At 48.1% G+C, this 12,968-nt stretch carries 17 protein-coding genes and 1 tRNA gene; 10 read left to right on the top strand and 8 right to left on the bottom strand.

Annotated features, from left to right (window positions below; genetic code table 11):
• Nucleotides 1-80: 80 nt before the first annotated feature.
• The 4 genes from H6F56_RS07700 to H6F56_RS07685 all read left to right on the top strand — a co-directional run bounded on the left by H6F56_RS07700 (nt 81) and on the right by H6F56_RS07685 (nt 2,129).
• Nucleotides 81-497: a XisH family protein gene (locus H6F56_RS07700; protein WP_190666447.1), complete on the top strand. Its 417-nt coding sequence runs from the start codon at nt 81-83 to the stop codon at nt 495-497.
• Nucleotides 485-820: a XisI protein gene (locus tag H6F56_RS07695; RefSeq protein WP_190666444.1), complete on the top strand. Its 336-nt coding sequence runs from the start codon at nt 485-487 to the stop codon at nt 818-820. Before H6F56_RS07700 ends, H6F56_RS07695 begins: the two co-directional genes overlap by 13 nt.
• A 205-nt stretch (nt 821-1,025) precedes the next feature.
• Entirely contained in the window at nt 1,026-1,559 is a 534-nt protein-coding gene (locus tag H6F56_RS07690) for a hypothetical protein (RefSeq protein ID WP_190666442.1), read from the top strand.
• Between the two features lie 36 nt (nt 1,560-1,595).
• Nucleotides 1,596-2,129, top strand: coding sequence for a hypothetical protein (locus H6F56_RS07685; protein WP_190666439.1), 534 nt, complete (start codon nt 1,596-1,598; stop codon nt 2,127-2,129).
• A 286-nt stretch (nt 2,130-2,415) separates the two neighbouring features.
• Here H6F56_RS07685 and H6F56_RS07680 read toward each other — a convergent pair.
• The 5 genes from H6F56_RS07680 to pheS form a co-directional block, all read right to left on the bottom strand.
• Nucleotides 2,416-2,489 (bottom strand) — tRNA-Pro (locus H6F56_RS07680).
• 49 nt (nt 2,490-2,538) lie between these two features.
• Entirely contained in the window at nt 2,539-2,904 is a 366-nt protein-coding gene (locus tag H6F56_RS07675; protein ID WP_190666437.1) for a DUF1818 family protein, read from the bottom strand.
• Nucleotides 2,905-3,013: 109 nt separating this feature from the next.
• Complete coding sequence (locus H6F56_RS07670; protein ID WP_190666436.1) at nt 3,014-3,337, bottom strand: hypothetical protein; 324 nt, start codon at nt 3,335-3,337, stop codon at nt 3,014-3,016.
• 143 nt (nt 3,338-3,480) lie between these two features.
• The gene (locus H6F56_RS07665; RefSeq protein ID WP_190666434.1) at nt 3,481-4,401 is read right to left on the bottom strand and encodes a bestrophin family protein; all 921 of its coding nucleotides are present in this window, start codon (nt 4,399-4,401) and stop codon (nt 3,481-3,483) included.
• 110 nt (nt 4,402-4,511) lie between these two features.
• The gene (gene pheS, locus H6F56_RS07660; protein WP_190666431.1) at nt 4,512-5,516 is read right to left on the bottom strand and encodes a phenylalanine--tRNA ligase subunit alpha; all 1,005 of its coding nucleotides are present in this window, start codon (nt 5,514-5,516) and stop codon (nt 4,512-4,514) included.
• Between the two features lie 81 nt (nt 5,517-5,597).
• Here pheS and H6F56_RS07655 point away from each other — a divergent pair, with 81 nt between their 5' ends.
• The 4 genes from H6F56_RS07655 to H6F56_RS07640 all read left to right on the top strand — a co-directional run bounded on the left by H6F56_RS07655 (nt 5,598) and on the right by H6F56_RS07640 (nt 8,448).
• Nucleotides 5,598-5,750 (top strand): hypothetical protein, encoded by a 153-nt coding sequence (locus H6F56_RS07655; protein ID WP_190666429.1) that lies wholly within the window; start codon nt 5,598-5,600, stop codon nt 5,748-5,750.
• Nucleotides 5,751-5,992: 242 nt separating this feature from the next.
• A complete protein-coding gene (gene sufU, locus H6F56_RS07650; protein ID WP_190666427.1) occupies nt 5,993-6,472 on the top strand; it encodes a Fe-S cluster assembly sulfur transfer protein SufU in 480 nt (159 codons plus the stop codon).
• 64 nt (nt 6,473-6,536) lie between these two features.
• Entirely contained in the window at nt 6,537-7,058 is a 522-nt protein-coding gene (locus tag H6F56_RS07645) for a Ycf51 family protein (protein ID WP_190666425.1), read from the top strand.
• A 268-nt stretch (nt 7,059-7,326) separates the two neighbouring features.
• Nucleotides 7,327-8,448 (top strand): iron-containing alcohol dehydrogenase family protein, encoded by a 1,122-nt coding sequence (locus tag H6F56_RS07640; RefSeq protein WP_416360987.1) that lies wholly within the window; start codon nt 7,327-7,329, stop codon nt 8,446-8,448.
• Between the two features lie 56 nt (nt 8,449-8,504).
• On the opposite strand, the gene H6F56_RS07635 is transcribed toward H6F56_RS07640, so the two are convergent.
• Nucleotides 8,505-8,678: a hypothetical protein gene (locus H6F56_RS07635; RefSeq protein ID WP_190666421.1), complete on the bottom strand. Its 174-nt coding sequence runs from the start codon at nt 8,676-8,678 to the stop codon at nt 8,505-8,507.
• A gap of 55 nt (nt 8,679-8,733) precedes the next feature.
• Between H6F56_RS07635 and H6F56_RS07630 the strand changes: the two genes are divergently transcribed.
• Entirely contained in the window at nt 8,734-9,921 is a 1,188-nt protein-coding gene (locus H6F56_RS07630; RefSeq protein ID WP_190666418.1) for an aspartate aminotransferase, read from the top strand.
• Between the two features lie 69 nt (nt 9,922-9,990).
• Here H6F56_RS07630 and H6F56_RS07625 read toward each other — a convergent pair whose 3' ends face one another.
• Together H6F56_RS07625 and H6F56_RS07620 are read right to left on the bottom strand one after the other, a co-directional pair.
• On the bottom strand, nt 9,991-11,355 hold the full coding sequence (locus H6F56_RS07625; protein ID WP_190666416.1) for a DUF4335 domain-containing protein: 1,365 nt from the start codon (nt 11,353-11,355) through the stop codon (nt 9,991-9,993).
• Nucleotides 11,352-11,957, bottom strand: a complete 606-nt coding sequence (locus H6F56_RS07620; protein ID WP_242031905.1) for a DUF3038 domain-containing protein — start codon at nt 11,955-11,957, stop codon at nt 11,352-11,354. Before H6F56_RS07620 ends, H6F56_RS07625 begins: the two co-directional genes overlap by 4 nt.
• A gap of 442 nt (nt 11,958-12,399) precedes the next feature.
• Here H6F56_RS07620 and H6F56_RS07615 point away from each other — a divergent pair, with 442 nt between their 5' ends.
• Nucleotides 12,400-12,912 carry an adenine phosphoribosyltransferase gene (locus tag H6F56_RS07615; RefSeq protein WP_190666412.1) on the top strand — a complete coding sequence of 171 codons (513 nt, stop codon included), beginning with the start codon at nt 12,400-12,402 and terminating at the stop codon, nt 12,910-12,912.
• Nucleotides 12,913-12,968: the final 56 nt, after the last annotated feature.

Here is a 12,968-nt window from a genome sequence, read left to right as displayed (position 1 = left end):
AAAAGTGATTTGTTGGGCAGTTCCCAAAGAGTCTTGAACAGTAGCCAGTAATATGAAGATGCAAAGTTGAGATTTTGTCTGTGTCTGCCAAAGATGTTTTCCACGAAGTTGTAAAACAGGCACTTCAAAAAGAGAAGTGGGTGATTACTAACGATCCTTTGAGATTTAAGTTCGGCAACGTCAACTTTCAAGTGGATTTAGGGGCAGAACAATTGCTGGCAGCGGAGCGAGCTGGAGAGAAAATTGCGGTTGAGATCAAAAGCTTCTTGAATCCCTCTGCGATTACGGATTTCTACTCGGCGCTGGGACAATTTCTCAGCTATCGTCTTGCTCTAGAGTCTGTTGAGCCAGATCGGACATTGTACTTAGCAGTCCCAGTTGATGTGTATCAAACGTTTTTTCAGTACGAATTCACTCAAACTGCGGTACAACGGTATCAGGTCTTGTTAATTGTGTACGATCCAGCGAATGAGGTGATTGTGCAATGGACAAGGTAGCTCAATACCGGCAATATATTCAGACGTTAATGAGCCGGTATGCCAACGATGATGTTTCGGATGATGCGCTCGAAGTGCAACTCATTTTCGATACCGAAGGAGATCATTACCTGTGGATGAATGTAGGTTGGCAACAGTTCAACCGGATTTACCGATGCGTGATCCATTTTGATATTAAAGATGGAAAAATTTGGCTCCAGCAAAATTTAACAGATCAGAATCCTGCTGAGGAGCTAGTTGAAATGGGTGTGCCGAGAGGGGATATTGTATTGGGATTACAGCCTCCTTACAAACGACAGTACACCGAGTATGGTGTAGCTTGAAAAGTCGCTAAGCTGTCTATAGTCCCGGCATTCCTGAACTTATCTGCATCCGGGATGCCGAAGAACCGCTACGTCCTTTCCGTAATAGTACGGAGTTTATTGATCGCACTTAAAATAAGTTCCGTGCTTTTATCATCATACCTATATACATCAGCATTCATACTGAGTGCAGAGATTAATTGCTCCTCTAGGGGATAAATAAAAAATGACAGGACAAATATTATCTCAAGCACAAGCCAACTTTAAGATGGCTCTATGGCAAGCAGATGCAGGATCGATGAGTAGCAGTGACCTGTATGTGTGGTTAAACGATAGTGGATTGCCCCACGAAGTAACGATTAGATTACATGAACTAGCTAACTACACTCCGAAAGTTGGAAATAAAGTAGTTGATATCGGCAAAATTATCGTTATCAAAATCATTGAGTTTGTTAAGGCACATCCTAATTTAGTTACAGGAGTTGGGATAGGAGTGGCTCTAGGATTTGCTGTCAACTACTTGGTAATTTCTATACCCTTTATTGGAGCGTACTTGACACCATTGGCAGCAGCATTAGCAGCAGCAGGAATAGTTGTGTTTGCAATAGCTGGACATAGGGTAGACAAACGCGCTCAAGGGAAAGAAGTACAGAACGGACTTATGGGATTTGCAGAGGACATTGTTGAAATAGTCCAAGCCTTTTTTCAATTAATGGTTGATGTTTTTAATGTTGTCTTTCAAAATGTCATCACTGCCTAAATATAAACAGATTCAAGTAATTTCAAGAGGTCTAATATGTCAGACACTAAAACTCCCACCAAAGAGCAAATTCTTAAAGCTATAGAGGAATTAGAAAAAAATCCTCACGATAAGATAGGAATTCTCTCCGATATTGGAATTGGAGTAGTAGGCGCTGCTGGTGCTGGTTATGCCGCTTCTGTATTAGGAGCTAGTGCGGCTTTCTTCGGACTGCTTCCGGTTGCTGCCCCATTAGCAGTAGTTGCTGGAGGTGCTGCCTTAGGTGGGCTTGCTCTTGTAGGATTAAAGAAGATGTTTATTGATGGCACTTTTGATGACGGAAAAAAAGCAGAAATGCTGAAGCAGTTGAAAAAACAGCTAATGGAAATGGAAGCTAAAGAAAGAGCATCTAAACTTGAAGATAGTGACAAGACAAAATTCATTCTTCTCTTGAAGGAACCAGTAAGGCTCGATCTAATTAGCCCGAAGGATGCTCAGAGTTTAATGGCGAATGTAGAGAATGGTCAAGTGCCTTTAAAAGAAGCGTATAAATTAGTGCAAGATTTAATTAAATCAGCACCTACACGGTAGGAAAGCGCTGCACATTTGTAGAGCAATTTAACGAGGCACCACACGCTTAAGAGCGACCGCATCCTTCAGTTATCTCTAAAGCAAACCAACATAGATCATCATCTTTGCTGTGAAGTAACTTCTCTAGTACAAGCTTATAAAGTGCACCTACAAAAAAGGACTCCTGAACAGGAGTCTTTTTTTAAATCTAAGTACCAAATAATTTTTCAATTCGGGCAACAATTCGTCATCCCAGACAACTGATTTGACATTCGATCAAATCGACTTGTCTAGAGGTTTTTTGAAATCGGAGCGGCGGGATTTGAACCCACGACCCCCACTACCCCAAAGTGGTGCGCTACCAAGCTGCGCTACGCCCCGTTGCGAATTTTTATAATAGCACATCTGCCACAGTAAGCAAGCACCTAAATTAAAAAACTTTGAGTGCCTGCATGGCTTGAACCAAACTGGGAATTGCAGAGGCCGGCCATTTCCCTTCTGCGCCACGTCCTGAATATAGAATGAAGTGCAGGCTGAAGGAATTAGGCCGGCCTTCAACTTCTAACCAGAGTAAATCACTTTCGGCTTCACAGGCGATTTTCTCTTCGTCCATCAATTCCTCGGCCATTTGGCTCATTGTAGCCGCCAGTTGCCCTAGAAGCCGGCAAAAATCATTCAACTCCGCCTCTGTCAACTCTAGCGCCCAATCTTCCCCACCCACTAAACCTTTATATTCAGCGGCGCTGGGATTCCAGCCTAAGCGCCAACCTGTTCCACTCTTGACGAGACGATCCATGAAATTCTGCCGGCTTGTTTATTTCAAGGTTTAAGCAATGCCATTGAGTGAATTCACCGGCTGCCGGTGTTCGCCAAATCTATTATTGTTTAAAATTTTCACAACAACCTTATGTATTTAAGATTGTCTGGCGAAGATCATCGAGACTACTCTCTCCCAGCAACAGTCGCTTGCCATTCGCTACCAGTACCACCTTATCAATTGTTTGAGCCAACACCGCTTCTTGATATCTTTGATACCAATTATTAATTTGTTGGGATAAAGCTTCTGCGCTTGCAGCTGATAGAATGTGAACAATCACTGACACGACCTTATCAGGTCTTGTTGCTTCTACGGGTTGCCAGGTTCCTCGTGTTATGTCAGGACTGCTTAACAGCGCTTCTGCTGCTTCAACTGCGCCTTTTCCCTCAATTGCGATCTGAACTTCCGCCATATATTTTTCTGCCTATTACGCTACTTTAATTTTAGCTTTAATTCACCTATCTTTCGGTAAAATCTGTTTTATTAACCTATTTTTTAACCCAAGATTCTATTATTTTTAACATTTTAAAATTTGAGCGTGTTCTAGCTTGCTCCCTAATTTATTAGTGTTTGTTTTTCCTCAGCTAGATTAACGTGAGTATTAGGCGAGAGGGAAATTAAATCTTCTATGTTGCGTAGCATAGTAGCGCAAATAGTATCTAAAGGTAAGTCGTTGAAGTCATGACCAAAAGGATTTTCGATTTCAATGCCAATTTCTTCCACCCCAAACACTATAAAACTCACTAAAGCAACCACCGGCCCTGTCCACCACTGCACCTTACCAACAATTTCAAAAGGTAATAATAAGCAATAAATTAATAGTAATTGCTTTAGATGAATGGCATAGGCTAAGGGAATTGGAGTTTTTAAAATCCGTTCACATCCTCCTAAAACGTCTACCATATTATCTAGTAGCTTATGCATCGCCGCCAGTTGATAGTTATTGATGCACCCTCGCTCATTTTGCTTTTGTAAATAGTCTCCAATCCAGAAGGCAACTTCTAAAGGAGGGTTGTTCATGCTTTTCAGCTTGAGATACTGTTCCGGCGATATTAACGCCTCTATCTCACTGTTAAGTGCCTCTTGCCGTAGATGCAATTTCGTCGCCACAGCAAAAGCAACTAAGAGTCTCAAAGTTGCTATTTTCTCGTGTGCGTCCTGGGGTTCCTTGGCATCAATCGCTATCCAAATTTGGCGGGCAAAATTGCGGACAGTATTGACTAAAGTTCCCCAAAGTTTGCGACCTTCCCAAAATCGTTCGTAAGCAGTATTTGTCCGAAATACTAATAATAAACCTAAAATAATATTAGGAACAAACCCAACAATACTCCAGCCAACGGGTACTTTAAAATGATAAAGTATGGAAATAAAAAAGCCAAACACTCCGCAAAAAAGCACCTGGCTAAAAATTGCTGGAGCGACTGACCCTTTCATCCGTAAACTTATTCGCCACCAGGTCAGTTTTTCAAGTGCCATAAAAGTTATATTTAGTCGTCTTCTAGAGGTATTTTCTTAAAAATATTTACGATTAATTGCTAATCGCTAATGGCGACAAAATTCACCTTTAACGATTAGCAACTACTTGCTTAAAATTGCTGCAAAAAGCGCAAGTCACTGTTGTAAACCCGGCGAATATCGTCGATTTGGTGCAGCACCATTGCGAAGCGTTCTACTCCAAAACCGGCAGCAAACCCCGTGTATTTTTCTGGATCGTAACCGACCATTTTAAGGACGTTTGGATCGACCATCCCGCAACCCAAGACTTCTAACCATTTGCCTTGCCACTGCACATCCACCTCAGCAGAAGGTTCAGTGAACGGGAAATAACTTGCACGGAAACGAATCGGCAAATCAGCGCCAAACATCTGCTGTAAAAATTCTTTGAGCGTGCCTTTAAGATCCGTAAATGTTAGCCCTTCATCAATCGCTAAAAGCTCAATTTGATGGAAAACTGCCGCGTGAGTCGCATCCACGGTATCGCGTCGGTAAACGCGTCCAGGTGAGACAATTCGGATCGGCGGCTCGTGTTTTTCCATGTAGCGAATTTGCACCGAGGAAGTGTGGGTGCGTAGCAGGTTGCCGTCTGGTAAATAGAAAGTATCCTGCATATCCCGCGCTGGATGATCGGGTGGCGTATTTAGCGCCTCAAAATTATAATAATCGCTTTCCATTTCCGGGCCGGTGGCCACGGTGTAACCGAGTCCCACAAAGATATCCACGACCCTATCAATCATTCCATTCAAGGGATGAATTCGACCTTGGGGACGATAAACCCCAGGCATGGTGACATCCAAAGTTTCTGATTCCAGCTTGGCCTGAATTTGAGCGGCTTGCAGCGCTGTCCGCTTGGAATCAAGGTCTGTTTGCACCGCTTCCTTGACCTCATTGGCCATTGCACCAATGCGAGGCCGGTCGGCTGGACTTAATTTGCCCATGCTGCCTAAGACTTGAGACAGTTGGCCTTTTTTGCCCAGGTAGCCGACTCTGAGTTCCTCTAGGCGTTCGAGCGTGCCGGCAGTGGTGATTGCACTTTGCGCTTCCTGCCGCAGTGTTTCTAGTTGAGCCTCAATATCGCTAATCTGAATCGTCATGCTAGGGGTTGCAAAGGGAATGGAGTTTTTGAATGCAGCCCATTTATATTAGTTTAGAGGCTACAGCCAGATTTCGTGATCATGCTGAGTTTATCGCAATTTGCCCTGACCATTGCCGCTGTTGTTGGGTGTGAGCCGGCAAATTTAGCAGAGTGCCAAACGAGGCTAGCTGCTGACCCTGCCACCACCGGCAGCCTCCAACAAAGTAGCCGATATTTATTTAAAGATAAATGAAAGGGCAAATTTGATGACGCTTTGCCACAGGTGTCAGATGTTGGACAAAGGTGGGGCAAATTTCGCCCGCTCAAGTCAGTTCTGAAAGACAAAAAATTCACAACATCAGCGATCAGTAAAAAAGCAACTTCTAGAGGTCAATTCAACCGGCATCTCAGTTGTTGGGGCAGAGTTACCCCGCCAAATCGATAGACACTGATAGGATCTAAGTAACGATAAGTTAACATCTGAGCCATCCCATCATGTCTCTTGGCAATCTGCGCGACCTCTACCAGCAAGTTATTCTGGAACACTATAAAAAACCCCGGCATCGCGGTAAAACCGAGCCGGCACATCGGCTGCAACGGGGCCATAATCCTTCCTGTGGCGATACGATTGAGCTAACCCTGCGGCTGAACGATGCCGGTGATCGCATTGAAGATGTCAAATTTGAGGGAGAAGGTTGCGCCATCGCAATGGCTTCTGCTGACTTGATGGCCGATGCCTTGCGGGGGCGAGGCGTTGCAGAAGCCTTAGAAATGGTGCAGCGCTTTCAAGGCATGATGAAAGGCGAAGCCGAATTCCCCAAAGAGTTGCGGAAGTTAAACGTCATGCAAGGCGTCTCACAATTTCCCGTGCGAATCAAATGCGCCACCCTCACCTGGCACACCCTCAAAGCGGCCCTCGAATCATCGGGCGATGCTGAGTCCAACGGGTTTGTTACCAACGAAAAAGAATCTTGAATTGCCAGCTTGTTCATTGTTTATTGTTCACGAACAGTGAACTACAGATCGCGAAATAACTCCTATGCCAACAATTGCTGAATTTATCACCGCTACCCAGTGGGCAGCCATTCTCACCTTAGCCTGTGGCATTCTCACTGGGCTGGCGTTTGTCTTTAAATGGGACATCCGGTTTCGGCTGGTGGGTGCCACCGGCTTTATGGGCGTGCTAACTGCCGGTTTATTTGCTCTCACCCTCGTCCCCATCACTCGCACCTCAATTCCCGGTGCCATTCGCTTTTCCACTGTCTACGATATCAGTGGGCCTCAGGCGGTGATCGCGGTTCCACCCACCATTACCGAGTCGGAACTTGACGCGACTCTGCGTCAAGCGGCAAGCAACTTGTTTACACCAGGCCGGCTGGGTAAAGATGAAAATCAGTTAACGATCCGCGCCCGCACCATTATCCACCCAGAAACCGGCGTGTCAAAACCGCTCTACATCGGTCAGATCAAGCGTTCGCTCTATAATCGCAACGACGAGAACATGAGCGTTGAAATCTTCCGAGACAAATTCGCCCAATTGCCCCAGCCAGAGAAAAGTTAACACCGTCGTGTGCCAGACAGGTAAGGCGGCGGGTGGGAAAGCGCCAGCGACGCTTCAGTGCTTTTTCTGCCACTCGACCGTTCGCTAACCGGCTGCCCGCCGATTTACCTTAAGTGAAGGTTAAGAACTTCACTCATTTAGCGGATCAGTGTGACACACTCCCTGTAAAAATTTGTAGACTGATATTCCTATTACTCAACCCACAAGGCGTTGCCGTATGACCCATCCCGCTGCTTCTAACGTCCCAGACGCCTCTAAGGGTGTCTCGATGCTTTATTCGATGAATGTTGCGCCGGCTCAAGTGATTCGCGGTTCCCAAGCCCTCAGTGGCGAAGCAATCGCACGTTTGGGACTTAGGCCGTTAGTTGTGGCCGGCGAACGCACTCTGACAAGTGCCGGCCAGCCCCTGCTGACAGTGCTAGAACAGCAAAAATTAGCGGTGGCGCAAGCTTCTTACAGCCCGGATTGCTCTGAGATGTCCTTGGCTTCCCTGGAAGAAGCGGTGAAGTCCCATCAAGCCGATGTGATTATTGGCTTGGGTGGCGGCAAGGCACTGGATATGGCCAAACTCTTGGCCTATCGCTGCCGGCTGCCGGTGGTTACGATCCCCACATCAGCAGCCACCTGTGCCGCCTGGACAGCCCTCTCCAATGTTTACTCCAACGAAGGTGCTTTTCTGTATGACGTAGCCCTGGCACGCTGCCCGGACTTGCTAATCCTCGATTATGACTTGATTCAAACCGCTCCCCAGCGCACGTTAGTTGCCGGCATCGGTGATGCCCTTGCTAAGTGGTATGAAGCGTCTGTTAGTAGTGGTCACTCAGATCAAACCCTCCTGATCGCCGCCGTTCAACAAGCCAGAGTTCTGCGGGATCTCTTGTTTCAAAAGTCTGTGGATGCCCTACAAGAACCGGGGGGTGCAGTGTGGCGGGAAGTTGTGGATGCAACGGTTTTACTCGCCGGCATCATTGGGGGGATTGGCGGTGCTCAGTGTCGCACGGTGGCTGCTCATGCGGTACACAATGGTTTAACGCATTTGCTGGCGAGTCATGGCACTTTGCACGGCGAAAAAGTCGCTTATGGCATTCTCGTGCAGTTGCGGTTGGAAGAAACTATTCAAGGCAACCAGTTGGCGGCATCAGCGCGGCAACAGCTTTTAAAGTTCTATACAGAAATCGGCTTGCCGCAAACCCTTAGCCAGTTAGGTTTGGCCAATATTACCCTAACTCAGTTGCAGCAAGCGGCTGAAATTGCCTGTCAGCCGGCTTCAGATATCCACCGACTACCCTTTACCGTGGTTCCGGAACAGCTGATGGCGGCAATGGTTTCGACAACCGTGCCGGTGGACTCAGGACGAACTTTGCTGGGAATTGAAGAAGGGCTTTGTTAATTCTCATCGCTGATAGCTGATAAGCTAATAATCCAGCGTGTTTGCCAGACTCAAATCTATCCTCGGAAAGATTTAGCCGGCTGCCGCTGCAACTTCAAAGTAGAGCAAATCGCCGCTCTGGGTGGCAAGTTCAGTAAAGCCTTTGTCGTGGCGGATTTAGCCAATCTATTTTCACCCAGAGCGAGAATGTTTGGCTCAAAAACCACCTGACAGCCGATCGGTTTGCTCAAAACTCGCTTCTCAAATTAGTGTTTTTTTGATTAATCAGAAGAGTGCGGCAATTTAATGACGTTGGATTGGATCGAGCCAGCTAATCGGCTGCAAGCATTACCGCCCTATGTGTTTGCCCGACTGGATGAACTTAAAGCCAGGGCGCGAGAACAGGGGCTGGATTTAATTGATTTGGGCATGGGAAATCCAGATGGCCCGACGCCTCAACCCGTGATTGATGCGGCGATTGCGGCGATGCAAAATCCTGCCAATCATGGCTATCCTCCCTTTGAAGGCACCGCCAGCTTCCGCCGCAGCATTAGCAATTGGTATAAGCGCCGATATGGGGTTGAACTCGATCCCGATAGCGAAGCGCTGCCCCTCCTCGGTTCTAAGGAAGGTTTGACTCATTTAGCCATTGCTTATATTAATCCTGGGGATTTGGTGCTGGTGCCCTCCCCAGCTTATCCGGCCCATTTTCGCGGGCCGGTGATTGCCGGCGGCAAGGTTCACAGTTTAATGCTGAAACCGGAAAACGGCTGGCTGATTGATGTAACCGCAATTCCTGACTCGGTGGCTGAACAAGCCAAGATTCTGTATTTCAATTATCCCAGCAACCCCACTGGCGCAACCGCACCCCGCGAATTTTTCGAGGAAATTGTTGCTTTTGCCCGCCGGTATGAAATCTTGCTCGTCCATGACTTGTGCTACGCTGAGCTGGCTTTTGATGGCTATCAGCCCACGAGTTTGCTGGAAATTGAGGGGGCTAAGGATATTGGGGTTGAGTTTCACACCTTGTCCAAGACTTACAACATGGCCGGCTGGCGTGTTGGCTTTGTGGTAGGAAACCGGCACATTATTCAAGGACTGCGGACGTTAAAAACAAACTTGGATTACGGTATTTTTGCCGCCATTCAATCGGCTGCGGAAACTGCCCTGCAATTGCCAGATGTTTACCTGCATGAAGTGCAAAATCGTTATCGAACCCGGCGAGATTTTCTGATTGAGGGATTGGGTAAACTCGGTTGGAATGTTGACAAAACGCTGGCAACGATGTATCTCTGGGTGAAGTGTCCCCCTGGTGCCGGTTCAACGGATTTTGCGCTGACGGTATTGCAGCAGACAGGTGTGGTTGTAACCCCAGGCAATGCTTTTGGGCAAGGCGGGGAGGGTTATGTCCGCGTGAGTTTAATTGCGGATTGTGATCGCCTTGGCGAAGCCTTGCGCCGCTTTGAAGATGCTGGTATCCGCTATCAGCCGTAAAGGAATACCTGGGGGAGAAAGCAAATTTTGCTTTGCTCCCCCTCTCTAAACGACAGCGGGAACTGCCGGTTAACGAAATCCTTTCCAAGGACTGACTTGAAGCACCCCTCTGGGGGTAAAAACAACTCTAAATTGAGCCAGCGGTTGCTGATCACCGGCACCCTCGGTTGCAGCCGATGCCGGTTGCTGCAATTTCTCTAGGGGTGTTTCCCGAACGTAATCAAAGGCCGGTTGATTCAGCGGCGTAAAGTTGACAATGGTGCCTTCTGGGGTGATTCCCACGCGATAGATTAACTCCCGCTCAAAGGAGGGAGAGTCTTTCCAATTTCGATCAATTTCCTTGTACAGCTGATCCTGCAAATCTTCTAGCTGTCCAGGATCGGAAATATCTGGTGGTAAGCTGGGATCTGCGGTGTAGCCTTTCCAGGGACTGACTTGCACATCCCCTTTCTCGCTCAACACGACTTTGAACTGGGCGAGAGATTCTGGCGTGGCTTCACCGCCGCCTGGGGGAATGTAAACTAAGTCTGACAAGGGCGTTTCCTTTGCATCTATCGCGCCCTGGTTCGCCGGTTTGTAGCCGACAAGTGCCCCGTCTTGGCCCACACCAACGCGATAAACAAGTTCCTGCCCAAACGAGTCGTCGCGTTTCCAAGCGCGATCAATTTGGTCGTAAAGTTTCCACTTCAAACCTTCGAGTTGGTTGGGATCGGTAATCTCCGGCAAGGTTGACAGGGCAGTTTCTAACTCTGAAGCCGAAGGGGGGGAAGCACCGGCATTGGAATTAGCACTGGTGTTGGTTAACGTATTATTGCTAGAACCCGACTGTTGCACCGGCTCTGTGGGGCGTCGCACGTCGGGAATAGGAAAGAAAGAAGCCGCGATTGCTGCAGCGGCTAAAGTTGACACCCCAATGGCTGCCGGCATGGCGCGGCGGGCTACCGGCTTGTAGGTTTGGGCAGATTTCTTAGAAACGGGTGTCAAGCGTAGAGACAACTCTGGCAGCGTCCGAGAGTCTGCAAAAAACTGATCGACGGCCTCTACCAAATCAAACAGCTGTACGGTTGTCAGATCAAAGTGTGTCGGAGATGCCGGTTTCGCGACACTGTGCCCATCCGGCGAGTGTAGAGTCAGCCGGTGCAAGTTTCCTTCAATTTTTCGCACCTCTACCAAGGATGGCTGAGCTGTCGGATCGATTGGGAGGGGCACTCCGCTCAAAACTTCTTGGGCGTAGCGGCTGAGTGCGGTGACTAAGCTTTCTAAAAACTCCCGTCCCCCGCTCAGTGTCTGCTCTCGACCGGCAAACCGGCATTCCGCACCGATTAGAAGCGACATCAAAGGGCGACTGTCTGAGGGGCTGCTAGAAGCGCTCTCGCTCATGCCTTCTAGGAGCAGGGTGCAATTCGGTAAATTGTATTGGCGTAGAATTGTCATGCCACCTCTCCATCAAACAGACTAATCCAAAATCGCTGCATTCCGGCGGTGCCGGTGCAAAACAGTAATTTACCCAGCAATTCTAGAGCCAGCTGGTTCAATTTTTCATCGGTGTTGTACACCATAACACCGGCTCTGCGGGGGTTCATCCGGCTGCGGAAATGCGCCCGGAAGCGTTCTAAATAATCAGACAGTCGCAAATGGTGTTCAAGTGGTACTTGCTTGTCTCGCAATTGCTGGTAGTCCATTAGCAGCTGACGAATTAATACAGTCATCCGACGTGCTAAGTGGCAGGCAATCATTACCAGCGCTTTGGCTTCTTCCAAACTCAGGGGACGCCGCTGGCTGTAACGCCTCAGCGGGTTGGTGCTGCGAAGTCGCCACAGGACGACCCGATTTTGAATAATTTCGTCGATCTCCAGTTCTTTGGCCAAGGCTAAGATGGCTTCAGAGCCTCTAAGATCTAAGGCTTCAATGGCCAGTAAGATCAGGTCTATTTGCAACCGTGTGCGACGGGGACAGCCCAGCTCAGAGATGAGAGGGTTCGGCAGACTGTCCAAAATCAGCGGGGTTGACCGTTCGGGCGGACTATTGGATTGCATTACGCTTACTGGACCATTCATGCTAACTGCCTGGGGGGGTCAACTGGACTAATCAAGACTAAATTTATAATGGCTTGCAAACAAAAATACCTAAGTTTTTCTATTGACATTGATGCCCTTTTCTACTAGTGGCGCGAACCCATCTGTGTGCTACCAAAATTCAGCACTTGAAATTAAAAATCCGGGGACAAACAAACAGTCAATTTTAGCAAGATTTCTGCACAGTGATCCGTAAGGGCACATAAGAGAGCTGGGCATTTTGATGGGTGTTGGCGGTGAGCCGGTGCTAAATTCTAGTGTACGGGATCGGAGCAAGATTGCTTGACAAACGCACCATGAAGAGCTGTACGATTTTGTCGCAACCCCTGTCAGGCTAGAGGATAGTTCCCGAACCGGCAGACAAGACGATACTGATGCCAAACTCACCCTCAATCATCAACTCATGGATTTGAAGTCTCTGATTCGCGACATCCCAGATTTTCCGAAACCGGGTATTTTGTTTCGGGATATTACAACGCTCTTGCGCGACCCACAGGGGCTGCGCTACACCATCGACACGATGTCAGAAAAATGTGCCGATTTAAAACCCGATTATATTGTTGGCATGGAGTCACGAGGCTTCATTTTTGCGGTGCCAATGGCTTATAAACTGGGTGCCGGTTTTGTGCCGGTGCGGAAACCGGGCAAGTTGCCGGCGGCGATTTATGCTGTCGAGTATGAGCTAGAGTATGGGACAGACCGGCTAGAAATGCATCAGGATGCCTGGGAACCGGGCAGTCGGGTGCTCATTGTGGACGATCTGATGGCAACCGGCGGTACAGCAAAGGCAACGGCGGATCTCGTGCAGCAGACGGGCGGCGAATTGGTCGGTTTTGGCTTTATCTTAGAGCTAGCGGCTTTGGGCGGTCGTCACAAACTGCCAAATGTGCCGGTGGTGAGTTTAATCGAGTATTAAGGCTTATGGGGCAAGGCTTCGCCCACCTAAAGGTACGGGCAAGGCTGCGCCAACTC

Origin of the sequence: Microcoleus sp. FACHB-672 (assembly GCF_014695725.1) — a bacterium.
GTDB lineage: Bacteria > Cyanobacteriota > Cyanobacteriia > Cyanobacteriales > Oscillatoriaceae > FACHB-68.
The sequence above is the reverse complement of the archived record's forward strand: the minus strand, read 5'-3'. Positions and strand labels throughout refer to the sequence as shown.

Coding starts and splice junctions, on each gene's coding strand:
- H6F56_RS07630 (WP_190666418.1), top strand. CDS start 8,734: ATGACGTTGGATTGGATCGAGCCAGCTAATCGGCTGCAAGCATTACCG.
- H6F56_RS07620 (WP_242031905.1), bottom strand. CDS start 11,957: ATGCAATCCAATAGTCCGCCCGAACGGTCAACCCCGCTGATTTTGGAC.
- H6F56_RS07615 (WP_190666412.1), top strand. CDS start 12,400: ATGGATTTGAAGTCTCTGATTCGCGACATCCCAGATTTTCCGAAACCG.
- H6F56_RS07690 (WP_190666442.1), top strand. CDS start 1,026: ATGACAGGACAAATATTATCTCAAGCACAAGCCAACTTTAAGATGGCT.
- H6F56_RS07625 (WP_190666416.1), bottom strand. CDS start 11,355: ATGACAATTCTACGCCAATACAATTTACCGAATTGCACCCTGCTCCTA.
- H6F56_RS07670 (WP_190666436.1), bottom strand. CDS start 3,337: ATGGCGGAAGTTCAGATCGCAATTGAGGGAAAAGGCGCAGTTGAAGCA.
- H6F56_RS07640 (WP_416360987.1), top strand. CDS start 7,327: ATGCTTTATTCGATGAATGTTGCGCCGGCTCAAGTGATTCGCGGTTCC.
- H6F56_RS07695 (WP_190666444.1), top strand. CDS start 485: ATGGACAAGGTAGCTCAATACCGGCAATATATTCAGACGTTAATGAGC.
- H6F56_RS07665 (WP_190666434.1), bottom strand. CDS start 4,401: ATGGCACTTGAAAAACTGACCTGGTGGCGAATAAGTTTACGGATGAAA.
- H6F56_RS07685 (WP_190666439.1), top strand. CDS start 1,596: ATGTCAGACACTAAAACTCCCACCAAAGAGCAAATTCTTAAAGCTATA.
- sufU (WP_190666427.1), top strand. CDS start 5,993: ATGTCTCTTGGCAATCTGCGCGACCTCTACCAGCAAGTTATTCTGGAA.
- H6F56_RS07655 (WP_190666429.1), top strand. CDS start 5,598: ATGCTGAGTTTATCGCAATTTGCCCTGACCATTGCCGCTGTTGTTGGG.
- pheS (WP_190666431.1), bottom strand. CDS start 5,516: ATGACGATTCAGATTAGCGATATTGAGGCTCAACTAGAAACACTGCGG.
- H6F56_RS07645 (WP_190666425.1), top strand. CDS start 6,537: ATGCCAACAATTGCTGAATTTATCACCGCTACCCAGTGGGCAGCCATT.
- H6F56_RS07675 (WP_190666437.1), bottom strand. CDS start 2,904: ATGGATCGTCTCGTCAAGAGTGGAACAGGTTGGCGCTTAGGCTGGAAT.